General features: G+C 63.5%; 27 protein-coding genes. 16 read left to right on the top strand and 11 right to left on the bottom strand.

Annotation, left to right across the window (positions count from 1 at the left end; translation table 11 throughout):
* Window positions 1-6: 6 nt before the first annotated feature.
* The 3 genes from X730_RS147210 to X730_RS147220 all read right to left on the bottom strand — a co-directional run bounded on the left by X730_RS147210 (window position 7) and on the right by X730_RS147220 (window position 4,223).
* The gene (locus X730_RS147210; protein ID WP_050588129.1) at window positions 7-2,193 is read right to left on the bottom strand and encodes an iron ABC transporter permease; all 2,187 of its coding nucleotides are present in this window, start codon (window positions 2,191-2,193) and stop codon (window positions 7-9) included.
* A gap of 109 nt (window positions 2,194-2,302) precedes the next feature.
* On the bottom strand, window positions 2,303-3,355 hold the full coding sequence (locus X730_RS147215) for an ABC transporter substrate-binding protein (protein ID WP_050588127.1): 1,053 nt from the start codon (window positions 3,353-3,355) through the stop codon (window positions 2,303-2,305).
* Window positions 3,356-3,389: 34 nt separating this feature from the next.
* Complete coding sequence (locus tag X730_RS147220) at window positions 3,390-4,223, bottom strand: inositol monophosphatase (protein WP_050588128.1); 834 nt, start codon at window positions 4,221-4,223, stop codon at window positions 3,390-3,392.
* A 218-nt stretch (window positions 4,224-4,441) separates the two neighbouring features.
* On the opposite strand from X730_RS147220, the gene X730_RS147225 reads away from it, so the two are divergent.
* The 3 genes from X730_RS147225 (at window position 4,442) to X730_RS147235 (ending at window position 8,112) form a co-directional block, all read left to right on the top strand.
* A complete protein-coding gene (locus tag X730_RS147225) occupies window positions 4,442-5,461 on the top strand; it encodes a substrate-binding domain-containing protein (protein ID WP_081731605.1) in 1,020 nt (339 codons plus the stop codon).
* Window positions 5,462-5,498: 37 nt separating this feature from the next.
* Window positions 5,499-5,684 carry a hypothetical protein gene (locus tag X730_RS147230; protein ID WP_023684018.1) on the top strand — a complete coding sequence of 62 codons (186 nt, stop codon included), beginning with the start codon at window positions 5,499-5,501 and terminating at the stop codon, window positions 5,682-5,684.
* Window positions 5,685-5,769: 85 nt separating this feature from the next.
* Complete coding sequence (locus tag X730_RS147235; protein WP_023826716.1) at window positions 5,770-8,112, top strand: response regulator; 2,343 nt, start codon at window positions 5,770-5,772, stop codon at window positions 8,110-8,112.
* Here the strand turns inward: X730_RS147235 and X730_RS147240 are convergent, their stop codons facing one another.
* The 6 genes from X730_RS147240 to X730_RS147260 all read right to left on the bottom strand — a co-directional run bounded on the left by X730_RS147240 (window position 8,113) and on the right by X730_RS147260 (window position 13,391).
* Window positions 8,113-8,865 (bottom strand): Stf0 family sulfotransferase, encoded by a 753-nt coding sequence (locus X730_RS147240; protein ID WP_023826715.1) that lies wholly within the window; start codon window positions 8,863-8,865, stop codon window positions 8,113-8,115.
* Window positions 8,866-8,945: 80 nt separating this feature from the next.
* On the bottom strand, window positions 8,946-10,082 hold the full coding sequence (locus X730_RS0134015) for a sterol desaturase family protein (RefSeq protein ID WP_050588126.1): 1,137 nt from the start codon (window positions 10,080-10,082) through the stop codon (window positions 8,946-8,948).
* A gap of 165 nt (window positions 10,083-10,247) precedes the next feature.
* Window positions 10,248-10,799 (bottom strand): AAA family ATPase, encoded by a 552-nt coding sequence (locus X730_RS147245; RefSeq protein ID WP_023698479.1) that lies wholly within the window; start codon window positions 10,797-10,799, stop codon window positions 10,248-10,250.
* An 8-nt stretch (window positions 10,800-10,807) separates the two neighbouring features.
* The gene (locus X730_RS147250; protein ID WP_023826714.1) at window positions 10,808-11,665 is read right to left on the bottom strand and encodes a lytic transglycosylase domain-containing protein; all 858 of its coding nucleotides are present in this window, start codon (window positions 11,663-11,665) and stop codon (window positions 10,808-10,810) included.
* A gap of 4 nt (window positions 11,666-11,669) precedes the next feature.
* Window positions 11,670-12,923 carry a flavodoxin-dependent (E)-4-hydroxy-3-methylbut-2-enyl-diphosphate synthase gene (ispG, locus tag X730_RS147255; RefSeq protein WP_023684023.1) on the bottom strand — a complete coding sequence of 418 codons (1,254 nt, stop codon included), beginning with the start codon at window positions 12,921-12,923 and terminating at the stop codon, window positions 11,670-11,672.
* A 288-nt stretch (window positions 12,924-13,211) separates the two neighbouring features.
* Window positions 13,212-13,391 carry a YdcH family protein gene (locus X730_RS147260; protein WP_023684024.1) on the bottom strand — a complete coding sequence of 60 codons (180 nt, stop codon included), beginning with the start codon at window positions 13,389-13,391 and terminating at the stop codon, window positions 13,212-13,214.
* A gap of 239 nt (window positions 13,392-13,630) precedes the next feature.
* On the opposite strand from X730_RS147260, the gene X730_RS147265 reads away from it, so the two are divergent.
* On the top strand, window positions 13,631-13,834 hold the full coding sequence (locus X730_RS147265) for a YdcH family protein (protein ID WP_023673103.1): 204 nt from the start codon (window positions 13,631-13,633) through the stop codon (window positions 13,832-13,834).
* A gap of 24 nt (window positions 13,835-13,858) precedes the next feature.
* Here X730_RS147265 and X730_RS147270 read toward each other — a convergent pair whose 3' ends face one another.
* Complete coding sequence (locus tag X730_RS147270; RefSeq protein ID WP_023752881.1) at window positions 13,859-14,674, bottom strand: IclR family transcriptional regulator; 816 nt, start codon at window positions 14,672-14,674, stop codon at window positions 13,859-13,861.
* Between the two features lie 156 nt (window positions 14,675-14,830).
* Between X730_RS147270 and X730_RS147275 the strand changes: the two genes are divergently transcribed.
* From X730_RS147275 to X730_RS147310, 8 genes are all read left to right on the top strand, one after another.
* Window positions 14,831-15,661 (top strand): transporter substrate-binding domain-containing protein, encoded by an 831-nt coding sequence (locus X730_RS147275; protein ID WP_023673105.1) that lies wholly within the window; start codon window positions 14,831-14,833, stop codon window positions 15,659-15,661.
* Window positions 15,662-15,730: 69 nt separating this feature from the next.
* Entirely contained in the window at window positions 15,731-16,396 is a 666-nt protein-coding gene (locus X730_RS147280) for an amino acid ABC transporter permease (RefSeq protein WP_023673106.1), read from the top strand.
* A 1-nt stretch (window position 16,397) separates the two neighbouring features.
* Window positions 16,398-17,048 carry an amino acid ABC transporter permease gene (locus X730_RS147285; protein WP_023684027.1) on the top strand — a complete coding sequence of 217 codons (651 nt, stop codon included), beginning with the start codon at window positions 16,398-16,400 and terminating at the stop codon, window positions 17,046-17,048.
* Between the two features lie 4 nt (window positions 17,049-17,052).
* Window positions 17,053-17,847: an amino acid ABC transporter ATP-binding protein gene (locus X730_RS147290; RefSeq protein ID WP_023673108.1), complete on the top strand. Its 795-nt coding sequence runs from the start codon at window positions 17,053-17,055 to the stop codon at window positions 17,845-17,847.
* A gap of 117 nt (window positions 17,848-17,964) precedes the next feature.
* Window positions 17,965-18,426: a RidA family protein gene (locus X730_RS147295; protein ID WP_023673109.1), complete on the top strand. Its 462-nt coding sequence runs from the start codon at window positions 17,965-17,967 to the stop codon at window positions 18,424-18,426.
* A 20-nt stretch (window positions 18,427-18,446) separates the two neighbouring features.
* Window positions 18,447-19,652: an aminotransferase class V-fold PLP-dependent enzyme gene (locus X730_RS147300; protein ID WP_031197096.1), complete on the top strand. Its 1,206-nt coding sequence runs from the start codon at window positions 18,447-18,449 to the stop codon at window positions 19,650-19,652.
* 74 nt (window positions 19,653-19,726) lie between these two features.
* Window positions 19,727-20,224 (top strand): 5-(carboxyamino)imidazole ribonucleotide mutase, encoded by a 498-nt coding sequence (gene purE / locus X730_RS147305; protein WP_023822296.1) that lies wholly within the window; start codon window positions 19,727-19,729, stop codon window positions 20,222-20,224.
* Window positions 20,221-21,294 carry a 5-(carboxyamino)imidazole ribonucleotide synthase gene (locus X730_RS147310; RefSeq protein ID WP_023826713.1) on the top strand — a complete coding sequence of 358 codons (1,074 nt, stop codon included), beginning with the start codon at window positions 20,221-20,223 and terminating at the stop codon, window positions 21,292-21,294. The genes purE and X730_RS147310 overlap by 4 nt, the downstream gene beginning before the upstream one ends.
* Before the next feature lie 38 nt (window positions 21,295-21,332).
* On the opposite strand, the gene X730_RS147315 is transcribed toward X730_RS147310, so the two are convergent.
* Entirely contained in the window at window positions 21,333-21,761 is a 429-nt protein-coding gene (locus X730_RS147315) for a lysozyme inhibitor LprI family protein (RefSeq protein ID WP_023826712.1), read from the bottom strand.
* Between the two features lie 242 nt (window positions 21,762-22,003).
* On the opposite strand from X730_RS147315, the gene ykgO reads away from it, so the two are divergent.
* The 4 genes from ykgO (at window position 22,004) to X730_RS147335 (ending at window position 24,503) form a co-directional block, all read left to right on the top strand.
* Window positions 22,004-22,129: a type B 50S ribosomal protein L36 gene (gene ykgO, locus X730_RS147320; RefSeq protein WP_006327841.1), complete on the top strand. Its 126-nt coding sequence runs from the start codon at window positions 22,004-22,006 to the stop codon at window positions 22,127-22,129.
* Window positions 22,130-22,242: 113 nt separating this feature from the next.
* Complete coding sequence (locus tag X730_RS147325) at window positions 22,243-22,824, top strand: hypothetical protein (protein WP_023711628.1); 582 nt, start codon at window positions 22,243-22,245, stop codon at window positions 22,822-22,824.
* 144 nt (window positions 22,825-22,968) lie between these two features.
* Entirely contained in the window at window positions 22,969-24,033 is a 1,065-nt protein-coding gene (locus X730_RS147330) for an alpha/beta hydrolase (protein WP_023826711.1), read from the top strand.
* Window positions 24,034-24,038: 5 nt separating this feature from the next.
* Window positions 24,039-24,503, top strand: a complete 465-nt coding sequence (locus X730_RS147335) for a hypothetical protein (protein WP_023826710.1) — start codon at window positions 24,039-24,041, stop codon at window positions 24,501-24,503.
* Window positions 24,504-24,505: the final 2 nt, after the last annotated feature.

Here is a 24,505-nt window from a genome sequence, read left to right as displayed (position 1 = left end):
TCCCCATCAGATTGCTGCCACAACGGCTTCCGGACCAGGCCGGCGCCGGCCGAGCCGGCGTTCGCCGACCAGCAGCTGGATGCCGATGAGGATGACCATCATGACAACGATCATCACCGCCGAATAGACAATCGCGATGCCGTATTCGCCGACATCTGCGCGCCCGACAATGTAGACCGTGGCGAGATTGAACCGGCCGCTCGCCAGGAAGATGACGGCGCTGACCGCCGTCACCGCGCGCACGAAACTGTAGATCATCGCGGTCACGATCGCCGGCTTCAGGATCGGCAGGATCACCCGCCGCAAGGTAGCAAAAGACCGCGCCCCAAGCGTCAGCGATGCCTCGTCCAGGCTCTTGTCGATCTGGCCCAGATTGGCGAGCCCGGCACGGATCGCCACTGGCATGTTACGGAAGATGAAGGAGATGACGATGATCAACCCGGTACCGGTCAACTGCACCGGCGGCACGTTGAAGGCAAGGATATAGCTGACGCCGATCACCGTGCCGGGAATGGCGAAACTCATCATGGCCAGGAACTCGAACATGGTACGCCCGGCGAAACGCTGCCGGTCGAGCAGATAGGCCGTCAGGATGCCGAGCGCCGCGGTGAACGGCATCGCCACCAGCGCCAGGCCGATGGTCATCAGCAGCGACGGCCAGGCCGAGCCGCTGAAAAACCAGCCATTGACGCCTTTCTCGATCGAAAAGGCGGTGAGGAAATATTCGAGCGTCGGCGTGTTGTCGCGCCCGATCGATTGCACGAAACCGCCGCCCAGGATGATGCCGTAGACCACGATGGTCAGAACCAGCCACGGAACGACGGCGGCGTAGCAGCCGATCCGCAAGGCCTTGGGCAGCGTCGCCGGTACACCGCCATCGCCCTTGCCTGCGACGGTGACGTAGCTGCGGCTGCCGATCCAGCGGCGCTGGATGACGAAGGCTGCCAGCGTGAACATCAACAGCACGATCGCCAGCACCGCCGCGCGGCCCTGGTCGTGCGCCGCACCGACCACTGCAAAGAAGATGTCGGTCGACAGCACGTTGAAGTTTCCGCCCAGCACCAGCGGATTGGCGAAATCGGCCATGCTCTCGATAAACGAAATCAGGAAGGCGCTGGCCAGCCCCGGCCGGATCAACGGCCAGGTGACGGTGCGAAACGTGCGCCAGCGGCTGGCGCGCAGGGTTTGTGATGCTTCCTCCATGCTTGGGCTGACCCCTTGCAGCACGCCGACCAGAACCAGGAAGGCGATCGGCGTGAAGGCCAGCACCTGCGCGATGATGATGCCGGCCATGCCATAGATCCAGCGGCTGCGCGGAATGCCGAGATGCACCGACATGAGGTTGGTGACGATGCCGGCGCGGCCGAAAAGCAGGATCAGCGCCAGGCCGATGACGAAGGGCGGCGTGATGATCGGCAGGATGGACAGGCCGCGCAGCAACCATTTGGCCGGCAGCTTGGTGCGTAGCGCGATCAGCGCCAGCGCCAGGCCGAGCGCCGTGCAGAAAAAGCCGACGAGGACTGCGATCGCCACCGTGTTCCACGCCACGCCGCAGGAGCCCTCGCCATAGAGGCAGCGCAGGCTCCATATGTTGGCGCTAAAGATCTTATCGAAGAACAGCGCCGGCACGACATTGCCGTCATTGTCCTTGATGGCCGAGGTGAGGATCGACAGCAGCGGATAGGCGACGAACAGGATCAGCGAAGCAATCACGATTGAGAGCGAGCCGACGACGAAGCGGTCGCCCTTGCACCAGCCGCGCGCGGCGAGCGCCTCGGCGATGAACATCAGCATCGCCACGGCATAGAGCGCCGCACCCCAGCCGAGCCCCGGCTGTATCGGTCCCGGCGTGCCGGCGATCTGGGTAAGTAAGCCAAATCCCCAGCCCGAATGGATGATGGAAAAGCCTTCGATGGCCAGCCACAGCAGGCCCGCCGCGCCTGCAACCGCCAGGCTCTTGGGGTTGTTGCGCGCCACCAGCCAGCTCGCCAGCAGAAGCGGCAGGACAAGCGGCAACAGCCAGGGCCGGCCACCGAGCGCCAGGATGATGGCCGGCGTCGCATCCGCCGGCTGTGCCAGCCAGTCGAACGACAGGAAGCCGCCTTCGACCTTGTACCAAGGCAAGAGCACGAAGCTCGCCCACGCGGCCATTACCCAGGCGAGCGCGCTGCGTCCAGGAGCGGAACTGACCATGGAACCGGCCGCGGCCATTCAATGTCTTTCTGTTGCCAAAGGATGGTGCGCCGGCTGCCGCGAAGGGCAGCCGGCGATCAGATGCTAGAGTGAGCGCAAAAGAACGCGCTCAGCCGCCATTGCGGACCTCGTCGGTGAACTTCTTCAACAGCCGCTTGCGTTCGGCGGACGAGCCATATTTGGCGAAGTCGTAGTCGATCAGCTTGATATTCGAGAGGTCCGGCGCCTCGGGCGGCACCGGCGTGGCGCTGTTCGACGGGATCTGGAAGCTGCCGTTCGGCGCCGCGAGCTTCTGCGCGTCCGGGCTCAGCGCCCAGTCGTAGAATTTCTGCGCCTCTTCGGCATGCTTGGCGCCCGTCACGATGCTCATCGAACCGATCTCGAAGCCGGTGCCTTCGCAAGGCGACACCACCTTCACGGCAGAGTTCTGTTTCGCGGCATTGATCACGTCGTGCTGGAAGGAGATGCCGATCAGCGTCTCGCCCTTGCCGACGGCGAGCGCCGGCGCGGCCCCTGCCTTGGTGTATTCGGCGATGTTCTTGTTGAGCTGCTTGAGATAGTCGAATGCCTTGTCCTCGCCCATCAGCTGGACGATGGTGGCAAGCATGGTCCAGGCCGTGCCCGATGAATTCGGGTCGGCCATCTCGATCTCGCCCTGGAATTCCGGCTTGACCAGATCGGCCCAGCACGCCGGCGCGGTCAGCCCGCGCTGCTTCAGATCTTCCTCATTGTAGCCGTAGCCGAGCGCACCGAGATAAATGCCGACCGTGCGGTTCTTCGACCTGTCGGCCTGCTTCAGCGCCCAGTCGCGCAGGTTTGCCAGTTGCGGCGACTTGTATTCCTGGGTGAGGCCCTCTTCCGCCGCCTGCAGATGCGGGTCGCCGGTGCCGCCCCACCAGATATCGGCTTGCGGATTGTCCTTCTCGGCCCGGAGGCGGGCGTAGATTTCGCCGGCGCTCATGCGGGTCATGTCGACGCTGACGCCCGTCTCCTTCTGGTAGGTGGTCGCCATCGCCCGGCACCAGGCCTCGTCGACCGCGCAATACATTGTGAGGCTGCGATCGGCCGCCTGGGCGGCACCCGCCAATCCGAACATGGCCAGCGCCGCGCCAAGGCCAAGCCAGGCGGCGCGCAAGCCTTGCTTACTGTCAAATGTCTTCATCGATATTCCTCCCTGTCTTCTCACTGGAAACGATCTACCCGTCGTCGAGCGGCACTCCGATCACCTGGGACAATGTCGCTGCGACACCGGGTGCTGCCGCAAGCACGGGATTGCCCTTCGCCATGCCGTCGCCGTCGAGGAACCGGTTCACCCGGCCGCCGGCCTCCTCCACCAGCAGCAATCCGGCCAGGCAGTCCCACGAATTGATGTGCAGCTCGGCATAGGCATCGGAGCGGCCGTCGGCCACATAGGCCAGCCCAAGCGCTCCGGAGCCGGAGCGCCGCACATTGGCGCCGAGTGCCCAGACAAGGCTCACCTTGTCCAGATAGTCGCGATTGGGAATCCTGGGCGACCAGCCGAACTCGACAAAGGCGCGGTCGAACGATTGCGTCGGCGACACACGGATCGGCGCGCCATTGCGCGTCGCGCCTTGCCCGCGGCGGGCAAAGTACGTTTCGCCGATGGCCGGATTGGCAATGCCGCCGATCTCGCTGCGGCCGTCCTCGACGAAAGCTATCGAAATGCAGAAATGCGGAATACCGCGCATGAAATTGGCGGTGCCGTCGATCGGGTCGACGACCCACATGCGGGCAGAGCCGATGCCGCCGCCTTCCTCGCCCAAAAACCCGTCCTGCGGAAAAGCCTCTGCCAGAGTGGCGCGGATGTGCTCCTCGACCTTGCCGTCGGTTTCAGTGAGAAAATCTTGCGGGCCTTTCATCGCCACCGGCTGGACGGCGCCCTGCCGGGCATAGCCTTCCATCGCCAGTTGCCCGGCCGTGACAAGCAGTTTCCGGCAGACCTCGGCACGCCTGTCCATCTCGGCCTCGGACAGCCGGTCCGCCTTCGGATGCGCCGCCGCCCTGCTCATGCAGCCGGTCCGGACAATCGCGCCCTCAATGCCGTCTTCGGCGAAATGGACAGGGTATTCCTCCGATGCCACTCTTGAGCCGGCTTGTATTGCACGGCTGTGCAAAGCTGTTGCATTCCGCCATGCCTGTCAAGTGCGGTGGGTGGCAATGGCAGAAGAGTTGCATTACACTGCACGGGTGTGCAAAGAATCACGAAAACAGCAGCGAGAGCGTTCGCTTGACGGTTCCGAGAATCCGCACCGGTTTTTCCAGCGCCCAGCAGGTTGCCGACCTCGCCGGGGTTTCGCGCTCGGCCGTGTCACGTACCTTCACGCCCGGCGCTTCCGTTTCCGGGGAAACCCGCGAGCGGGTGATGCTGGCGGCCGAGCAACTCGGCTATCACGTCAACCATCTGGCTCGCGGCCTGATGCGGGCCTCGACCGGCATTGTCTGCCTCATCGTTGCCGATGGCGACACGCCCTATCATGCCCGCCTGCAGAGGGCGCTGACCCAACATCTGCGGGACGCCGGCAAAATGGCCATGGTGTTCAACACCTCCGGCCCCAGCCACCATGTCGACCAGGCGCTGCGCAACACGCTGAACTATCGCGCCGATGCGAGCATCGTTCTGTCCGGCTCGCCGCCGCAGTTGCTGATCCGCACCTGTCTTGAGAACGGCCAGCGGCTGGTGCTGATCAATCGCGATGACCGCTTCGACGGCCCGCACAATATCGGTGTCGACAACGCTGCAGCCGCAGAGGCAGGGCTGCATGCCTTCATCCGGGCCGGCTGTACCCGCCCCGCCCTGGTGACCTCGGCTGCCGGCACGCCCAGCCTGCTCTCCCGCGAAACCGCCTTCCTTACCGCCGCGCAGAAGGAAGGGCTGGAGGTGACCGTGTGGCGCGAGGGCCGCACCGGCTATGCCACCGGAGCCGATGGCGCCAGGCGGCTCTTTTCCGGCCGGCAGCGGCCGGATGCGGCGTTCTGCGTGACCGACCTGATTGCGTGCGGCTTTCTCGATGCGGCCCGCCACGAGTTCGGCATCAGCGTACCCCGCGATCTCTGCGTCATCGGCTTTGACGACATTGAACAGGCCGACTGGGCCTCTTACCGGCTGACGACGTTCTCGCCGCCGATCGAGGAGATCGCCAGGCGCGCCGTGCGGCTCGCGACCGGCGCGCGGGAGGAGGCTGGCAGCCGCCTGATCTGCCATGCGCCCATGGTCTGGCGCAGCACGGTGAGGCCGGGCCAGGGCTGATGCGAAACATGTGCCGGTCAAGACGGGAAACGAACTGATGTCCAAGAAAAAGGCCAGGAAGACCCGCCAGGCGGCAAGACCGGTGGAGATAGCTGTAGGCCCCGAAATCCGGAGCATGATGCGCAAGTTTGGCCTGACCGAGGAAGAAGCACTGCGCATGATGCGCGAATGCGATGCCACCCTCTATGGCGCCAACTCCGGGCACGTGCAGCCAGGATCTTGACGGCCCGCCAGGCGCGAACGGAATTTTAATGTAAATCAAGCGTAATCCCGACCGTTAAAATGATGCGTATGTGTTGGGGTTGCGCATGCCGGAATATTCTTTCTTCATCCGCTCGATCCGGATCCGCTACATCTCGGGATTGCTCATCTTTGCGCTGGCTTCCACCGCGGTGATGTTTGCGCTCAATCGCGTCAATTCCTTCCGCCACGACATCGACGCGCTGAGCAGCAATCTCGTCGTCTTCACCCGCGACCTGCGCAACGCCTCCAGCTTTGCCGAAACCGCCAGCACGGCCTGGCGCACCGAAACCCGAGACGGCCTTGCCGCCGCCGCGCGCGGCCATTCGCAACGCCTGACCGGCGAGATCGAAACACTGTCCGCGGAGTTGGCCGCGATCAAGCCGAGCCTGTCGGCCAAAACGCTGGACGAACTCTCGTCGGCCGCCGTCAACGGCGACCTGTTCTGGTCGTCGCGTGACATCGTGCGCAACTTCAACCTGATGTCGGCGGCGCAACAGACCGACGAATGGAGCTCGCGCGAAATCCTCAACCAGAACGACCTGTTCGTCCAGCCGATGCTGGTGCGTGTGCGTACCGCCATGGATGGCGAACGCCATCTGGCCGACGCCTCCAGCGACAGGCTGCTGTTTTGGGCGAGCGGCCTTCTGTTCGCGGTTCTTGCCATCGTCGCCCTCTGGATCTTCCGGCCGATGGAAAAGGCGATCCGCCGCGCCTTCACCGAATCCGCCGCATCCTTGTTCAAGGCCGAAGCGGCCGACCGCGCCAAATCGGAATTCCTGGCCAATATGAGCCATGAGATCCGCACGCCGATGAATGGCGTGCTGGGCATGGCCGAACTGCTCGCCAAGACCGAGCTTAACGCACGCCAGAAGACCTTCACCGAAGTCATCGTCAAGTCCGGCAATGCGCTGCTCACCATCATCAACGACATCCTCGATTTCTCCAAGATCAATGCCGGTCAGCTGACGCTCGATCCTGCACCCTTCCGGCTTGCCGAAGCGGTCGAGGACGTGGCCACACTGGTGTCGGCGCGCGTCGCCGAAAAGAACCTCGAGCTGATCGTGCGTGTCGACCCGCGCCTGCCTGCCCATGTCGTCGGCGATGCCGGACGGTTCCGTCAGATCGTCACCAATCTGCTCGGCAATGCGGTGAAGTTCACCGAGAAGGGCCATGTGCTGATCGATGTCGGCGGCGAGGTGGTCGACGGCATGGTCCAGCTCAAGGTCCGCGTCGAGGACACAGGCATCGGCATTCCTGCCGAGAAGCTCGAGAACGTGTTCGAGAAATTCGCGCAGGTCGACGGCTCGTCGACGCGCCGCCATGAAGGCACCGGCCTCGGCCTTGCCATCGCCGCCCGCCTCATCGACCTGATGGGCGGCAAGATCGGCGTCGAAAGCGAGATCGGCCGCGGCTCGGTGTTCTGGTTCGCCGTGCCGCTGCCGGCGCATCAGCAGGACACGCGCAACGAGGTCGTGCCGGTCGATGTCACCGGCGCTCGCGTGCTGGTCATCGACGACAACCCGGTCAACCGCGAGATCTTGCTGGAGCAGCTCAGAAGCTGGAGCTTCGACTGCGCGGCCGCCGAAAGCGGCGCCGTCGGCCTCGCCTTCCTAGACCGGGCCAGCCAACTCGCTGCTGCGGTCGACTGCATCATCCTCGACTACCAAATGCCCGGCATGAACGGCGCCGATGTCGCCAAGGCGATTTCCGCCGACAGCCGTCTCTCCGCTATCCCGGTGGTGCTGCTGACCTCCGTCGACCAGGTCGATTTCGGCAAGATGGTCATCGATTTCGGCATCGCCGCGCATCTCACCAAGCCGGCGCGCTCGGCCGTCCTGCTCGGCACCGTCATCTCGGCAATCCAGAAAGCGCGGGCCCAGATCGGCAAGGCCCAGTTCGTTCGCGAGCCTGTTGTTCCGCAGGCGGCACCTGTGGCGCCACCCGCCTTCACCGTCATTCGCGGCCCGGCAATTCCGGCGGCCACAGTGCCTGAATCGATCGCCACGCCAAACGGCCCGATCGATATTCTGATCGCCGAGGACAATGACGTGAACCAGCTGGTGTTCGGCCAGATCCTCAATGGGCTTGGCCTCAGCTACCGCATCGCCAGCAATGGCCGCACGGCCGTCGAGATGTACCGGGCGCTGCGGCCGAAGCTGATCCTCATGGACGTCTCCATGCCGGAGATGAACGGCTACGAGGCGACCCGCGCCATCCGGGCGGCGGAGGCAGCGAGTGGCAATCACACACCAATCATCGGCGTCACCGCGCACGCACTGAAGGGCGACCGCGACAAATGTATCGAGTCCGGCATGGACGACTATCTGCCCAAGCCGGTGTCGCCCGACCGCCTCGGCAGCAAGATCGGCACATGGCTCAGCGAAACGGTGGCGGTAAAGAGGGCGTGATCAAATCGCCGCGTCCAGATGATAGCGGCGCATCCAGTCGAGGCTGGTCTCGTCGGAGAGCTTGGCGACGCCCGGCTTTACGTCGGCGGCATTCGGCGCCGGAACGCCCAGGGCCTTGCAGATGGATGACAATGCCGCTGCCGGCTCGGCTGACAGGCGCTCATAGCCGATGCGCAGCGGGACGATCCCCTGCTCCGCGAACCAGACGTTCCAGGCCGCGTCATAGGCTTCGAGTTCGGCAAGCTCGCGCTGGATCCGCTTGAAATCGTAGCGGGGTTCCTCCGGCGGTGCGACCCGTTCAATCTCGGCTCCGTCGGGCGCGATGTGCCAAAGCCCGGTCTGCTCGGCCTTGATCAGCGACACCGCCTGCGCCAGCTTGTTTTCGCGCGACAGGTGAATGTAGAGGACCCGCCCGAAGGCCTTTTCAAAGCGTGCTTTGTCCGATGGCAGGTCTGGGTAGATCCGGTCGACGATCGCCGAGAGTTCATCCAGGTTTTCCCGCATCAGGCGCAACCCGAAGACGGCTGTTCCGCCCTTTCCCGCGCTGATTGCCGCCTTGAGGTAGGCGACATCGAAGTCATGCGCGCTCATCGTATCGGGATGCGGCAATTTCCACTCTTCTGCCCATTCCGCTTTGTCCTGCCGCCGGTAGAACGAGTGCGGATCGCCGGCTGTTTTCGTCGAGGCCAGAAGGCCGCACAGCAAGGTGCTTCCGGTTCTCGGCGTGCCGCAGATTATGTAGCCGTCACGCATCTCGGGGCTCTGTCGCTTGTCATGGATTGGGCTAACCTCGCCAGGCGCGGTGACACGCGCGCTTCGCGAAGGACTCCAGTCTAGCCGCGCCGGAAGGGATAGAGGAATTGCTGCCAGTATCCGTTCGGAACGGGATGTCCGTGAATGCCGTAGCCGTTCGGCCAGCGCCCTTCGGGCATATGATGGGTGCCGAACAGCCGGTCGAGCAGCGGGAAATGGATGGCGAAATTTACGTCGATCGCTTCTTTTTCGAGGCCGTGATGCCAGTGGTGGTAACGCGGCGACACCAGCACCTTTTCGACTGGACCGAAACTGGTTCCGATGTTGGAATGGATGAACGACGAATAGACGTAGACGATCAATATATACGTCTGGATAGCCGATTCATCGAACCCCAGCACGAACATCGGGGTGGCCGTCAGGCTGCGCAGCACGATGATTTCCAGGAAATGCATGCGCGCACCGGCAATCCAGTCCATCGACTTGGCGGAATGGTGCACGGCATGGAACTTCCACAGCCAGGGAATGCGATGAAAGGCCCGATGCACCCAATACTGGGCAAGGTCGGTCAGGAACATCACCGCCATCAGTTGCACCAGCCACGGCAAGTCGTGGACCCAGGCGCGCACCGAACCAAGGGCGCCCTGTGCATTGACGAAGTTGGACGGCGCCAAGGTCAGGTAGGTCAAAATCTGCACCAGCAGCGATGAGACCAGATAGTAGAACAGGTCCTCGCGCCATTCGTCGCGGAACACGGTCTGATCCTTGTTGCGCGCGAAAAGACGTTCGAGCGGGACGAACAGCACACCCATGAACAAGGCGTTCAGGATGAAGAAATCGAGCCCGAAGAACACCCCGTCGATGTGCAGTTGATGGCGCACCGGAAGCATGCCGACCAGCGACGCCAGCAGCACAGTGAACATCGCTGCCGCGCCGAGCGTCTTTTGCCTGCGCAGCGTCATGCTGAGGATCGCCAGGATATAGCCGGAGATGAGGACGAAATAGAGCACCGGCTTGAAGAACAGCATCTGGTGGATGGGGGCCAGATCCGGCATCGATGTAAGCGACGGGTAGCGCAGCACGATGACCATCAGCAGGGCGGTGACCCCGGCAAGCAAGCCAATCGAGCCGGACAGCCACCCAGAACCGAACGGCCGTTTGGCGCGCGGCGTTTCAAGTTCACCGACGACGCGTCCAAGGAAATTTGTCACCGGCATGATTTCCCCCGTTAACGGCCCCAAAGGTCTCGCCAGAAAATTTCGACCCGTCTTACTACAGCAAGGCTCATAAATATTTAATCGACACGACTTTGCAGGCCAGAGACGGCTATCGGCGTTTTGGGCAATTGGTAAAAGCTGCGATCGTGTCAAAGACACCGGCCACTATAGTCGGAATCTTTCCTGGATGCGACGGGCGCATTCAAGCGGCGTCAGCCGGCTGGTGTCGACTTCGAGGTCGTAGTCCATGCCCTTGTGGACGCGTCCATATTGCCAGCGCGCCAGGCCAGGCAGCCTGTCGGCGCGCGCGGCCTCGCGCGCTTCCAGCACCTCCAGCGGCGCCATGACGCCGACCAGATGCAGGTCAAAGCTCGACAGCAACTCGACATACTCCGCTATCTCGTCATTGAAGATCACGTCGTCGACAATGAGATTGTTGCCTTGCCCGGCCATGGCGGCGATGGCATGGCGCATGCCGCGCATGGTTCGCGCGCCGATCGGCCCGCTCCTGATCACCACCGACGGCTTGCCGTCCTCCAGCACCGTCTCAAAGGAAAACCCGTCGGCATGATCCTGCAGCGCCGGCGGCAGCATGTCGATGAAAGCATCCATCTGGACATGCAGGAACGGTTCAGCGGTGATTGTTTGCAGCGCCCTGGCGATCGAGCTTTTGCCGGCGCTGCCGACGCCATTAAGCAGGACGATTTTGGCCGTCATGTCGCCCCCTATCGGTTGCGCACGACGATACAGGCGCCGCCGACGCTTTGCAGTTTCTGGCAGATGACGTTGGCGGCGGCACGGTCGTCGACGCCGATCCTGACGGCGTAGATGCCGCGTCGGCCGATCGGCGTGCGCACCCGGCTGACCACCGGGTCACGACCGGAAAGCAGCGCCGGAAACCGGCTCCTGACCCGCAGCCACTGATTGATCGCCGCGCCCCTGCGGAAATTGCCGGCCACCTGGACGCCCCATGGCTTCACATTGATCGACGCCATGGCCACGGTTCTCGACATGATCACCGGCAGCTTGCGGCAGGCGACGGCAAAGCTGGTTTTCGCGTCGAGCGGCTCGATCGTTCCGGCGTAGGCGCTGTCGGAGAACTTGTCGGCCGGTTCGCCCATGATGTCGAAGACGTAGCTCTCGGTCTCCATCGGCAGGAAACCGCCGGAATCCAGCCAGCGCGAAACGCGGCTCTCGCCGGCATTGTAGGCAGCCGCCGCCAGGCCGAGATTGCCGAAGCCGGTCTTCATTTCGGCGAGATATTTCGCCGAAGCCGGGATCGCCTGGTCGATGTCGAAAGGATCGGCCAGCCCGCGCATCTTGGCGGTGCCCGGCATGAACTGGGCGATGCCTTCGGCACCGACAGGGCTCACCGCATTGGGGTCGAAGCGGCTTTCCTTCCAGATCAGCCGGGCGAAGTAATCCTTCGGCAGGCCGTTCCGCTCGGCATGCGTCTCGATCAGGTCACAGACACGGCCGATCAATCGTTTCGCCGCCGAGCGCGATTGCGGTGGATCGGCGAGCGCCTGTCCGGCACTCAGCGCGCAGAGCAGGAACAAACCGGCTTTGAGCAGCCCCCGCATGTGCTCATTCGGCCGCGGCTTTGCCGTGCTGTCCAAACCGCTGCTCGATATAGTCGGCAACCATTTTTTCGAAATCGGCGGCGATCGACGGACCGCGCAGCGTCGCTGACTTCTTGCCGTCGACGAAGACCGGCGCGGTCGGCGTCTCGCCGGTGCCGGGCAGCGAGATGCCGATATCGGCGTGCTTGGATTCGCCGGGGCCGTTGACAATGCAGCCCATCACCGCGACCTTGAGGTTCTCGACGCCGGGATATTTCTCCCGCCAGACCGGCATGTTCTTGCGCAAATCGGCCTGGATGTTCTGGGCGAGTTCCTGGAACACGGTGGATGTCGTGCGGCCGCAGCCGGGGCAAGCGGCGACGATCGGCACGAACTGACGGAAGCCCATGGTCTGCAGCAGTTCCTGCGAGACCTGCACCTCGCGGGTGCGATCGCCATTCGGCTCCGGCGTCAGCGAGATGCGGATGGTGTCGCCAATGCCTTGCTGCAAGAGGATGCCCATGGCAGCCGACGAGGCGACGATGCCCTTGGAGCCCATGCCGGCTTCGGTGAGGCCAAGATGCAGCGCATGGTTGGAACGCGTGGCAAGCTCGGTATAGACGGCGATCAAATCCTGCACGCCGCTGACCTTGGCCGACAGGATGATCTTTTCGCGGGCGAGGCCGATCTCTTCGGCCATTTCGGCCGACAGGATCGCCGACTGCACGATCGCCTCGCGGGTTACTTCCTGCGCCGTCAGCGGGAAGCCTTGGCGCTGGTTCTCGTCCATCAGCCGGGTGAGCAGTTCCTGATCGAGCGACCCCCAATTGACGCCGATGCGCACCGGCTTGTCATGCCTGATCGCCATTTCGACGATCGCCGCGAACTGGCGGTCTCTCTTGTCCTTGAAGCCGACATTGCCGGGATTGATGCGGTATTTGGCCAGCGCCTCGGCGCAGTCCGGATGGTCGGCGAGCAGCTTGTGGCCGATATAGTGGAAGTCGCCGACCAGCGGCACATTGATGCCGAGCCGCTCGAGCCGTTCGCGGATGCGCGGCACGGCGGCAGCGCTCTCGTCACGATCGACGGTGATGCGCACGATCTCGGAGCCGGCGCGATGCAAAGCCGCAACCTGCGCGACGGTCTGGTCGATATCGGCCGTGTCGGTGTTGGTCATCGACTGCACGACGACCGGCGCGCCGCCGCCGACGACCACGCCGCCGACATCGACGCCGACCGATGTCCGGCGCGCAAAGGGGGAGGAAAAATACCCGGTCATGCCGGCAGCCTCTTGATCACCCGAGCGACATACGTCCACGTCGACGCACGCTCAAACAGCTATCAGCGCATAGCGCTGAGGTTCGGGCATGAGGTGGAGGAGCAAAGATGGCTTGTCAATGGCGACAGACAAGCAGAGCCGCCAAATCGCAGCAGCGCGGCGACCCCACAGACGGGTTTCGCCGGCCAACAGTATCGGAATCAAGTAGCAAAAACAGGCCTCCGGCGGCATGTCGCCACCGGAGCGATAGTCACGCGCCAAGGCGGCGCGTCTAATCCTGGAAGGGCGTCAGTGTCTCGTCGGTTTCGCCTTCAGTTTTTCAATCTCGTCCTTGAGTGCCAGCTTGCGTCGCTTCAGATTCACGATTTCGAGGTCGTCGACCGATGGATGGTTCATCGCATCGTCGATCTCGCGTTCGATATCACCGTGTTTCCGCTGCAACTCATCAAGATGGGATGCAAGAGACATGATTGGTTCTCCCTTTCATGGTTTCCTCGATTGCAGCCGTCAAAGGCACGTCCACCGCAGGTCGCATCTGTGACGGCACCATGACAGTCTGCCACCATCCGGCTGCGATGTCGAATGCTGCGTGGTAGCATTCCACGACAATGTGATATGTGATATTGGCTGCGCGCCGGCGGCAATTGATGCCGCCCCCGCCCAATCATGCCCATTGCCGGGCGCCGCAGACATGCAGACGGTAGAGAATGTCCGACCAGGAAAAGGCCGATGTCCGCCTCGAATTTTCCCGCCTGAAGCAGGAGCATGCCGATTTCGACGCGGCCATCAATGCGATGATCGCCATGGGCTGCGACCCCTTGCAGATCCAGCGCATGAAGAAGAAGAAGCTTTTCCTCAAGGACCGGCTGATGGCGCTGGAAGACAAGATCATTCCGGACATCATCGCTTAGCCGACGGCCTCGGGGCCTAACTGCTCACCCCGCTATCGACAGCCGCGCCGCGCGATGGCGCAGCAACGTCAGCAATTCGTCGGTCTTCTCCGCTGAAGTGTCGATCGGCACCACCAGGCACAGCGTCGCCTCGACCTTGCCGGCGGCCGCGAAGACAGGGGCGGCCAGGCATTTGGTGTAGGCGTCGACCAGCCCCGAAGTGATGCAATAGCCGGTCGTTCTGGCCGTCGCGATATCGGCAATGAAGTCGTCGAACTGCAGCCTGCGGCCGTCGGGCAGCAAAAGGTCGTCTTCCGAGACCATGTCCTGGATGGCGGCCCTTTCCAATCCGGCCAGAAGCAGCCGCCCCGATGCCGTCCATGGCAGCGGGATCTGTAAGCCAGTGGCCGAGCTGATGCGGAACGGCCTGGTGCCGGGGCTGGAATGGACGATGGTATAGCGCCCGCTTTGCAGCATGCACAATTCGGAGGTCTCGCCGGTCTCGCGCGACAGATTGTCGACCTCCTGCCGGCCCCGCCTAAGCAGGTCGTTGCCCCTGACATAGTCCATCCCATAGAGGTAGAGCTTCTTGCCGAAATAGACCCGGTTGCCGTCGCCCTCCATCTCCAGGAGACCCGCATCGACCAGCGAACGCACCAGCGTATAGGTGGTGGAGCGCGGCGCATTCACCCCCTTGGCGAGATCGCCAATGCCGATGGCGCGCTGCGTGACATGCAGGAATTCCAGGATCTCCAGCACCCGGTTGAGGCCCTTCTCACGCGAGCCGGAGGTCTTGTCGGGCGTCGGGCTCTCGGCTGGACCAAGCTCCGCCCGATCCGTGAGTCCATTGCTGTCTTGCATAACTGATTCCTGATGTTAGTATCTGTCTTGTATAGGATACATGTGTCTATTGTAAGAGACAATTCAAGTCGGCGACACGTGTGTCTGTAAGGGGAACTCAAACAACAGGAGGTCGCAGTGAACGACGCATCCAAGCGAGATTTTCTGAAACTGGGCATGGCCGGGCTTGCAACGGCGGGCGTGATGACCGCTGTCAGCGCCGAAAAGGCGGCGGCACAAGCCGCATCCGACAGCGTTCTGCGCACCGCGCTTGACCGCGGCAAGCTGATCGTCGGCACCGGCAGCACCAACGCGCCATGGCATTTCGAAAACGATGCCGGCGAGCTGGTCGGCATGGACATCACCATGGGCCGCATCCTGGCCAAGGGTCTGTTCGACGATCCGAGCAAGGTCGAGTTCGTCATGCAAGATCCGGCGCAGCGCATCCCCAATGTCACCACCAACAAGGTCGACATTACCATCCAGTTCATGACCATGACCGCGCAGCGCTCGCAGCTGATCCACTTCTCCAGGCCATACTATGTCGAGGGCGTCGCCCTGCTGACGCTGCCGACCGCGGAAAACAAGACCTTCGACAAGCTGCTCGCCGGCGGTTCGGCGACGCGCATCTCGATCCTGCAGAATGTCGACGCCGAAAGCTCGGTCCATTACGCCCTGCCGGAGGCGCAGGTGCTGCAGATCGACACCCAGGCCAATGTGCTGCAGGCACTGGAATCGAAACGCGCCGATGCCGCCGCTGTCGATCTTTCAACCGTGCGCTGGCTGGCCTCGCGCAACCCCGACAAATATTTCGATGCCGGCAAGAGCTGGTACTCGATGCTCTACGGCGCGGCGGTCAGGCAGGGCGACCTGGACTGGCTGACCTTCGTCAACCAGACCTTCACCATCGCCATGTTCGGCCATGAGACCGCACTCTACGACGCCGCCTTCAAGGACTATTTCGGCCAAGAGCCGCCGGCCCGCCATCCGGGTTTCCCGGTTGTCTGACAAGTGCTGGCGGAAGGGTTAGCCCTTCCGCCTTCTAGTTCGCATCCCCTTGGTTATTGCGGGAGACGCATGGGCTATACGCTCAACTTCAACCTGATCTGGCGGCATTTCGACAAGCTGTGGGGCGGCCTTCTGCTCAGCCTCGAGCTTGCCGTGATTTCGATTGCCATCGGCGTCGTCATCGGCCTGATGCTGGCGGTCTGGTATGTCTCGGCCGGACGCGTGGTGCGCGCCATCATTGCGGCTTACGTCGAATTCATCCGCAACGTGCCGCTGATCCTGCTCGTCTATCTCGTCTTCTACGGCCTGCCGACGGTGATCGACGTCGCCTACGACGCGCCGACCTCGTTCGTGCTGACGCTGTCGGTCTATAGCGGCGCCTATCTGGTCGAGGTGTTCCGCTCCGGCCTGGAAGCCGTGCCGCGCGGCCAGCTCGATGCCGGCAAAGCCATCGGCCTGACGCCCTGGCAGCGGCTGGTTCATGTGCGCCTGCCGACCATGCTGCGCATCACGCTGCCGGCGCTGTCCAACACCTTCATCTCGCTGTTCAAGGACACGTCGATCGCCTCGGTGATCTCGGTGCCCGAGCTCACCTTCGGCGCCCAGTGGATCAACTTCAACACCTTCCGCATCGTCGAGGTCTATCTGGTGACGACGGCGATGTATCTGGTGACCGGTTACACCCTGCTGTTCGGACTGCGGCTGGTCGAACGCCGGTTCAGGGCTGCGCGCTGACATGCTGAGCCAGATCCTCTACGCCGTACCGTTCCTCGCCCAGGGCTTCGCCATCACTTTGTGGGTGTCGCTGCTGGTCGTGGTGCTGTCGCTGATTGCCGGCGTCGCGCTCGGCGTCGGCCTGGTCTACGGCCCGGCGCCGCTGCGCTGGGCCGTGCGCATCTTCTCCGACACCATCCGCGGCATCCCGATCCTGGTGCTGATGTTCTTCGTCTATTACGGCCTGCCGGCCATCGGCCTGCATCTGCAATCCTTCTCGGCGGCGGTGCTGGCGCTGACCTTGTTCAAGACGGCGCAGGTCATTGAGTATCTCCGGGGCGCCGTCGGCTCTATTCCCAAGGGCCAGTCAGAAGCGGCGATGGCCATTGGGCTGACTTTTCGCCAGCGGCTCACCTACGTCATCTTTCCGCAGGCCTTCCGGCGCTTCCTGCCGCCCTGGATCAACGGCGTCACCGATGCGGTCAAGGGCAGCGCCCTGGTCTCGCTGCTCGGCATCACCGACCTGATGCAGGCGATCAACCAGGTCATCGGCCGCACCTATGAGGCGATGCCGCTCTACATCCTCGGCGCCTTGATCTATTTCGCCGTCAACTATGCGCTTTCCTACGCCAGCCGGCGGCTGGAACGGCGCTTTGCCTTCATCCGGGACTAGCACGATGGCCACAAGCTCGAACGACAATGCTGCCCTTCTCGACATTGCCGGGGTCTCGAAAGCCTTTGGTTCGGTCGAGGTGCTTCGCTCGGTCAGCCTCAAGGTGGACAGGGGCGAGGTGGTCACCGTCATCGGCCCTTCCGGCAGCGGCAAGACCACCCTGCTGCGCTGCGTCAACTTTCTCGAAAGCTACGACTCAGGCTCGATCCGAATCGACGGCAAGGAGGTCGGTTTTCGTGAGGCCGGCGCGCGCCAGCGGCGCAGCGAGCGCGACCTTGCCAATATGCGCGCCGAAACCGGCATGGTGTTCCAGAGCTTCAACCTGTTTCCGCACCTCACCGCCGCCGGCAACATCATGCTCGGCCTCACCAAGGTGCGCGGCAAGAGCAAGGCCGAGGCGCGCCAGATCGCCGAGCATTGGCTGAGCCGCGTCGGCCTGGCCCACAAGGCCGACAGCCTGCCGGCGGAACTCTCCGGGGGCCAGCAGCAGCGCGTCGGCATAGCGCGGGCAGTCGCCATGGAGCCGAAGATCCTGCTGCTCGACGAGATCACCTCCGCGCTCGATCCCGAATTGGTCGGCGAGGTGCTGGCCGTTGTGCGCAGCCTGGCCGAAGACGGCATGACCATGGTGATGGTCACGCACGAGATGGCCTTCGCCCGCGACGCTTCGAGCCGCATTGTCTTCATGGCCGATGGCGGTGTCAGCGCTGTTGGCCCGCCGAAGGAGATCCTTGCCGAAGAGACCACCAATGAGCGCCTCCGCTCTTTCCTGGCGCGCTTCCGCGCCTCCCATTTCTGACATGGGCGGCCCAAAGCAATTCCAGGAGAAGTGTAAGCGGTTTTCTCGGGAAAAGCGCGAAGCGCTTTCCCCTGGGAATTGCGTAAAACAACAGGCCGGCCCAAGGAGAATTCTTCCATGACGCCTTACATCCGGCTCGCCGAACTCGGCCTGACGCTGCCCGAGCCGCCGACACCGATCGCCAATTTCGTCACCCATGCGGAAAGCGGCCGGCTGATCTTTCTTTCGGGTCAAGGGCCGCTGCGCGCCGACGGCACGCTGTGCACCGGCAAGGTCGGCGAGGACGTCACCGTCGAGCAGGCCTATGAGCATGCCCGCCTCACCGGCCTCAACCTGCTCGCCGTCATGCACGCCGCCGCCGGCGATCTCGGCCGCATCGTGCGCGTCGTCAAATTGCTCGGCTTCGTCAATGCGACGCCGACCTTCAGCGACCACCCGAAAGTGGTCAATGGCTGCTCGGACCTGTTCGCCAGCGTCTTCGACAAGATCGGCGGCCATGCCCGCTCGGCGATCGGGGTCGGCTCGCTGCCTGGAAACATCACCGTCGAAATCGAAGCGGTCGTCGAGATCGCCGCCTGACCGTCAAGGGATTGCTGAACATGAAAACCTATTCCGACACCGGCTCCAACACCACGATCCGTGAACGGCTGGGACTGCGGCCGATCATCAACGTCTCCGGCACGATGACGACGCTCGGCGCCTCGATCATCGTTCCCGAGGCGATCAGCGCCATGGCCGAGATCGCCTCGCAATGGGTGGAGATGGACGATCTGCAGCGCGCCGCAAGCGTGATCACCGCCCGCCTCACCGGCGGCGAGGCCGGCTTCATCACCGCCTGCTGCGCCTCAGGCATCACAATGGCGATCGCCGGGGCGATGACCGGCACCAATTTGCTGGCGATCGAACGGCTGCCCGACGATACCGAAGGGCTGAAGTCCGAAGTCGTCATCCAGCTCGGCCATATCGTCAATTACGGCGCACCGATCGACCAGTCGATCCGCGTCGCCGGCGCCAAGGTCATTCCGGCCGGCACGGTCAGCGTCACGCAGGATTATCATGTGCGCGAGGCTATCAACGAGCGCACGGCGGCGGCGCTCTACGTCGTGGCGCACCACACCGTGCAATACGGCATGCTTTCCCTTGAGGAATTCTGCGATATCTGCCACGCCAGGGGCGTGCCGGTGATCGTCGATGCGGCTTCCGAATATGACCTGCGCAGCTTCCTGGCGCGCGGCGCCGACATCGTCGTCTATAGCGGCCACAAATTCCTTTCGGGGCCGACCAGCGGCATCGTCACCGGCCGCAAGGATCTCGTCCGCGCCGCCTATCTGCAGAACCGCGGCGTCGCCCGCGCCATGAAGGTCGGCAAGGAAAGCATCGCCGGCACCATCGCGGCGCTCGAAGCCTGGGAAAAGCGCGACCATGCCGGCATCCGCCGACGCGAGGAAGCGGCGCTCCATCTATGGAGGGATTCGCTGCAGGGAATACCCGGCATCGTCGCAAACATCATTCCCGACCCGACCGCCAATCCGCTCGACCGGCTGCAGATCTTCGTCTCCCCCGAAAGCCGCTTCAGTGCCGCCGGCCTCGCCTCGGCATTGGCGGCCGGATCGCCGCCCATCATCGTGCGCAACCACGAAGTCGAGCGTGGCCATTTCTTCCTCGACCCGTGCAACCTGCACCCAGGCGAGGCCGAGATCGTCGCCGAACGCCTCCGCGCCGTGCTCACCGCGGCCGACAGGCCGGCGGATGCGATGAGACAGCCGCGAAAGGATTCATCCGGCGCCCTGCGCTGGCCGGACTAGGCTGCGGCGGCCGCCATCCTTGCGGGCCAGCCCGAATTCCGCTAAGGCGCGCCTTTACCGCCGGGAGCATGCGCTTGACCGACCACCGCGCCGACGTCGCCATCATCATGGGCAGCCAGTCCGACTGGGCGACGATGCGCCACGCCGCCGAAACGCTGGAGGCGCTGGGCATTCCGCACAAGCGGCTGATCGTCTCCGCCCACCGCACCCCGGACCGCCTCTATGATTTCGCCAAAGGCGCCAAGGCGGCCGGCTACAAGGTGATCATCGCCGGCGCCGGCGGCGCCGCCCACCTGCCCGGCATGACGGCGGCGATGACGCCGCTGCCGGTGTTCGGCGTGCCGGTCGAATCGAAGGCGCTGTCAGGCCAGGATTCGCTGCTCTCCATCGTCCAGATGCCGGCCGGCATTCCGGTCGGCACGCTTGCCATCGGCAAGGCGGGTGCGGCCAACGCCGCCCTTCTGGCGGCCGCCGTGCTGGCGCTGAACGACGAAGAAATTGCCGCCCGCCTGGATGCCTGGCGCGCCGCCCAAACCGCCAGGGTCGCCACCGAACCGACGGATGCGCCGTGAGCCTGCCCGCGGGATCGAGCATCGGCATTATCGGCGGCGGCCAGCTCGGCCGCATGCTGGCTGTTGCCGCAGCGCGCCTCGGCTACCGCACAATTATCCTCGAACCGCAGGCCGATTGCCCGGCGGCTCAGGTCGCCAACCGCCAGATCACCGCCGCCTATGACGATGCGGACGCCCTTGCCGAACTGGCGGCAGTCAGCGCCCTCGTCACCTACGAATTCGAGAATGTGCCGGTGGCGGCCGCCGGCGCACTTGCTGCCAAGGTCCCGGTTTATCCGCCGCCGCGAGCGCTGGAAGTTGCCCAGGATAGGGTGGCGGAGAAGCTATTCCTGAACGGCATCGGCATCAGGACAGCGGATTTCCGCTCCGTCGACAATGACGACGAGCTGACGGCGGCGCTGAGAGAGTTCGGTGGCAGCGGCATCTTGAAAACCCGCCGCATGGGCTATGACGGCAAGGGCCAGCGCGCCTTCCGCAACATGGAGACGGGCGGCTTTGCCGGCACATGCGAGACCATGGGCAATGTGCCGCTGATCCTCGAATCCTTCGTCGCTTTCGAGCGCGAAATCTCGGTCATCGCCGCGCGCGGGCTGGACGGCGCGGTCGCCGCCTACGATCCGGCCGAAAACGTCCACCGCGACGGCATCCTGCATACCTCGACCGTGCCGGCCCAGATCAGGCTGGAGACGGCGGCGACGGCACAGGGGTCGGCAGCGAAAATCCTGTCGGCCCTCGACTATGTCGGCGTCATCGGCGTCGAGTTCTTCGTTCTTGCCGATGGTACGCTGCTGGCCAACGAAATGGCGCCGCGCGTGCACAATTCCGGCCACTGGACGGAAGCCGCCTGCATCGTTTCGCAGTTCGAGCAGCATATCCGCGCCATTGCCGGCCTGCCGCTGGGCAACCCTGGCCGGCATTCAAACTGCATCATGGAAAATCTGATCGGCGACGATGTGCTGCGGGTGCCCGCTTTGCTCGCCGAGCCCGATCTGATGCTGCATCTCTACGGCAAGGCGGAAGCGCGCCCAGGCCGCAAGATGGGCCATTTCACGCGCATCAGCCGTAGCTAAGCCATTCCAGCACTTTGCGTGAGGGCGTGGATCGAGCCCTATTGCAGCTCGTCGTTCAGATCCCCGTCCTCGTCGGGGCTGGCGCAACTCGCATCGCCTTCCCTACAATTGGCGCCCGCGGTGAGCTGTTTGATGCGCTGGTCAGTCAGTTGGGTCAGGCATTGTGAAACCTCCATCGGATGGATGGAGCCGCCCTCGCTGTCTGTCGTCGTATAGGCGCATTCGGCGTCGCGGAAGGCGATCCAGGCGCGTTGCGCGACCTGCAGCAGCTTCCTGCTCTTGTCGTCGTTGTGACCGACGAGATCCTTGTAGGCCTGGTTGAGCTTGGCATCTGCCGCCTGATAGTCCTCGCCGGCGCAGATGTTCATCATCTGCTGGCTGTCGTCGTTGCGGTCGCATTCCTGCGCCTGCGCGGTGGATGCCGCTGCCACAACGGCAAGGCAGGCGGACACAAACAACAGGCGCATGGAGGTCTCCAAATCGGCTTGCGGGTGCCGCACCATTCCAGCCCGCCTTCGGCCGCGCAATGGCGTGGAGCCGAGATGGCGGATATTTGATTGCCAAAGCCATTCTCGGCCTCTATCCAGCACGCTTGCGGTTGACACGGGCAAGGCTCCTCGTTTATGAGCCACCGCAAGTTCAAAGGCGCGCTTTTCAGGCGCGCCTTAATAATTCGGCCCGGACAGGGCCCAGACCGACGGGCAAGACCATGAAGATCAAGAATTCGCTCAAGGCGCTGAAGGCGCGTCACCGCGACAACCAGTTGGTTCGCCGCAAGGGCCGCGTCTACATCATAAACAAGACCGCTCCGCGCTACAAGGCGCGCCAGGGCTGAGCGTTCGGCCGGGGGCTCGTTGCCTCCGTCCATATGATGGTAATTGCCTGGTTTCAGGCACTTTCACGCTAATTTCAGTTTGACGATCCGCCGTCCGGGGTTAGATTCCGGTGATGCGGATTCTTTTTGCATTTTTGGCGACCCTCTTTCTTTTCGGCGTCGCTCCGGCGTCGGCGGACGATCCGCCGGCAAAGCCGCCGGTTGCCCTGACCAGGGAAGCCAGGCTCGACCAACTGTTTGCCGAGCTGAAGCGCGAGCGCAACGAAAAGGCGGCCGAGCGCATCGCCGGGCGCATCTGGGGCGAATGGTTCCAGTCCGGCAGCGCCTCGATCGACCTGATGATGCAATGGTCGCAAAAGGCGATGGACGACCAGAAGTTCGACGTCGCCCTCGACTTCCTCGACCAGGTCGTCGTCCTGCAGCCAAAATATGCCGAAGGCTGGAACCGGCGCGCCACCGTGCATTACATGATGAAGAATTTCGGGAAATCGATGTCCGACATCGACCAGACGCTGCAGCTGGAACCACGCCATTTCGGCGCGCTTTCCGGCCTGGCCCAGATCATGGCCGCCACCGGCCACAAGCAATCGGCGCTCGAAGCCTGGCAGAAGGTGCTTACCATCTATCCGATGATGCGCAGCGCCCAGGACCAGGTCGCGGCAATTTCGGAAGAGCTTGCCGGCGAAGGAATTTGATTAGGCAGTAGGAATTAGGGATTAGTCAGTAGTCAGTAGAGAAGATTGGTCGAGACGCCACCTCCCTACTCCCTACTCCCTACTCCCTACTCCCTACTCCCTACTCCCTAGAACTTATCCCCCTCCACCCCCGTATCTCCGCGCATGAACCACATTTACGCCGCCTGTGCTTTGCTCCTCGCGCTCGTCTTTGCCCTGGCCGGTGTCACCCGCGCCGGCGCGTGGCTGATCGAGTGGCGGAACCTGCCGGCCGGCGAATTTGCCGACATCGACGCCACCCGCATCCACTATGTCCACGTGCCGGCGCCACAAAATGCCGAGCTGCCGGCGATCGTCTTCATCCATGGCGCCAGCGCCAACCTCAGGGATCAGATGCTGCCGATCAGGCCTTTGCTCGAAGGCCGCGCGGAGATGGTCTTCCTCGACCGGCCGGGCTTCGGCTGGTCGGCGCGCGGCCCCGGCAATGAGAGCCCGTCGGCGCAGGCCGACACCATCGCCAGGTTGATGGACCGTCTCGGCATCCACAATGCGATCATGGTTGGCCATTCCTTTGGCGGCGTGATCACCGCCGCCTTTGGCCGTGAACACCCGGAGAAGACGCTCGGGCTGGTCTTTCTGTCGCCGGTCAGCCACCCCTGGCCGGGCGGCGCGACCGCCTGGTACTACAAGCTGACCGCCACCCCCATCATCGGCTGGCTGTTCTCGGAGACATTGACCTATCCGGCAGGCACGCTGCAGATGGACAGCGCCACGGCCTGCGTGTTTTCTCCCAACAAGGTGCCGGAAGGCTACGTCGACAATGCCTCGATTCCGCTGGTGCTGCGTCCCGGCGCTTTCCGCGCCAACGCCATCGATGTCGCCGCCCTCTACGACTATACGCTTAAGGCCGCGCCGCATTACCGCGACATCACAGCGCCGACGATCGTCATCACGGGCGACCGCGACAAGGTGGTCTATGCCTCGATCCATTCGGTCGGCCTGGTCAGGGACATCCCCGGCGCCGAACTGATCTGGGTCCACAATCTGGGCCACAAGCCGGATTGGATCGCCTCCGACCTCGTCGTCGGCGCGATCGAGAAAGTCGCCGGCAAGGTCGTCGACCTGCAGGCAATGGCAAAAACCGTGGAAGCACGCATCGCCGGCGATGCCTACAACGATGCACAGTGCCCCGACATTACGGTGCCCGACGCGGAACTGGCCCCGACCTGATCGCAATGTATGTCCTGAAACACGGCATCAAGAGAAACCCGGAGAAGCGATGGGCGTTGCCGGACCGCATCTTCTTCGGCTATGGCGCGTGCGCCATTCTTGCCGGCGCCTTTCTCGAGCGTCCTCCTCTGGACGGCTTTTACGGCGAACGGATCATTCCTGGCGAGGGCTTTTCCGGGAACCATATTTACGCGACGAACGGCGTGATCGCCTTCGACTACCACGGCTATTCAGCCCGCGAGCGGCTTTTAAAACACCACAAGAGGGGCTGGGCGTCGCGCAATCCCGGGTGGCACTGCACGATCGCCACGGTCGATTTCGATCTGCTCGACACAGTCGAACTCAACCGGCGAAAGATGCTGGGTCCGGACCAGTACCTGCACGACCCCGTTCCTCGCGCACACCGCTTCCTTCAGCGTATCGATCACGCCGAAGGTGCGGCAAGAGCGCTGCGAACTGTGATGAGTTGAAG

The organism is Mesorhizobium sp. L103C131B0 (assembly GCF_000502275.1).
Lineage (GTDB): Bacteria > Pseudomonadota > Alphaproteobacteria > Rhizobiales > Rhizobiaceae > Mesorhizobium.
This window is presented reverse-complemented; position numbering and strand designations above follow the sequence as displayed.

Excerpts from the sequence above, each read along its gene's own strand:
- X730_RS147335 (WP_023826710.1), top strand. The coding sequence starts at position 24,039 with ATGTATGTCCTGAAACACGGCATCAAGAGAAACCCGGAGAAGCGATGG.
- X730_RS147315 (WP_023826712.1), bottom strand. The coding sequence starts at position 21,761 with ATGCGCCTGTTGTTTGTGTCCGCCTGCCTTGCCGTTGTGGCAGCGGCA.
- X730_RS147260 (WP_023684024.1), bottom strand. The coding sequence starts at position 13,391 with ATGTCTCTTGCATCCCATCTTGATGAGTTGCAGCGGAAACACGGTGAT.
- X730_RS147235 (WP_023826716.1), top strand. The coding sequence starts at position 5,770 with ATGCCGGAATATTCTTTCTTCATCCGCTCGATCCGGATCCGCTACATC.
- X730_RS147330 (WP_023826711.1), top strand. The coding sequence starts at position 22,969 with ATGAACCACATTTACGCCGCCTGTGCTTTGCTCCTCGCGCTCGTCTTT.
- X730_RS147290 (WP_023673108.1), top strand. The coding sequence starts at position 17,053 with ATGGCCACAAGCTCGAACGACAATGCTGCCCTTCTCGACATTGCCGGG.
- X730_RS147285 (WP_023684027.1), top strand. The coding sequence starts at position 16,398 with ATGCTGAGCCAGATCCTCTACGCCGTACCGTTCCTCGCCCAGGGCTTC.
- X730_RS147210 (WP_050588129.1), bottom strand. The coding sequence starts at position 2,193 with ATGGTCAGTTCCGCTCCTGGACGCAGCGCGCTCGCCTGGGTAATGGCC.
- X730_RS147230 (WP_023684018.1), top strand. The coding sequence starts at position 5,499 with ATGTCCAAGAAAAAGGCCAGGAAGACCCGCCAGGCGGCAAGACCGGTG.
- X730_RS147250 (WP_023826714.1), bottom strand. The coding sequence starts at position 11,665 with ATGCGGGGGCTGCTCAAAGCCGGTTTGTTCCTGCTCTGCGCGCTGAGT.
- X730_RS147215 (WP_050588127.1), bottom strand. The coding sequence starts at position 3,355 with ATGAAGACATTTGACAGTAAGCAAGGCTTGCGCGCCGCCTGGCTTGGC.
- X730_RS147280 (WP_023673106.1), top strand. The coding sequence starts at position 15,731 with ATGGGCTATACGCTCAACTTCAACCTGATCTGGCGGCATTTCGACAAG.
- X730_RS147240 (WP_023826715.1), bottom strand. The coding sequence starts at position 8,865 with ATGCGTGACGGCTACATAATCTGCGGCACGCCGAGAACCGGAAGCACC.
- X730_RS0134015 (WP_050588126.1), bottom strand. The coding sequence starts at position 10,082 with ATGCCGGTGACAAATTTCCTTGGACGCGTCGTCGGTGAACTTGAAACG.
- X730_RS147300 (WP_031197096.1), top strand. The coding sequence starts at position 18,447 with ATGAAAACCTATTCCGACACCGGCTCCAACACCACGATCCGTGAACGG.
- X730_RS147275 (WP_023673105.1), top strand. The coding sequence starts at position 14,831 with ATGGCCGGGCTTGCAACGGCGGGCGTGATGACCGCTGTCAGCGCCGAA.
- X730_RS147270 (WP_023752881.1), bottom strand. The coding sequence starts at position 14,674 with ATGCAAGACAGCAATGGACTCACGGATCGGGCGGAGCTTGGTCCAGCC.
- X730_RS147325 (WP_023711628.1), top strand. The coding sequence starts at position 22,243 with ATGCGGATTCTTTTTGCATTTTTGGCGACCCTCTTTCTTTTCGGCGTC.
- X730_RS147265 (WP_023673103.1), top strand. The coding sequence starts at position 13,631 with ATGTCCGACCAGGAAAAGGCCGATGTCCGCCTCGAATTTTCCCGCCTG.
- X730_RS147220 (WP_050588128.1), bottom strand. The coding sequence starts at position 4,223 with ATGAGCAGGGCGGCGGCGCATCCGAAGGCGGACCGGCTGTCCGAGGCC.
- X730_RS147295 (WP_023673109.1), top strand. The coding sequence starts at position 17,965 with ATGACGCCTTACATCCGGCTCGCCGAACTCGGCCTGACGCTGCCCGAG.
- ykgO (WP_006327841.1), top strand. The coding sequence starts at position 22,004 with ATGAAGATCAAGAATTCGCTCAAGGCGCTGAAGGCGCGTCACCGCGAC.
- ispG (WP_023684023.1), bottom strand. The coding sequence starts at position 12,923 with ATGACCGGGTATTTTTCCTCCCCCTTTGCGCGCCGGACATCGGTCGGC.
- X730_RS147245 (WP_023698479.1), bottom strand. The coding sequence starts at position 10,799 with ATGACGGCCAAAATCGTCCTGCTTAATGGCGTCGGCAGCGCCGGCAAA.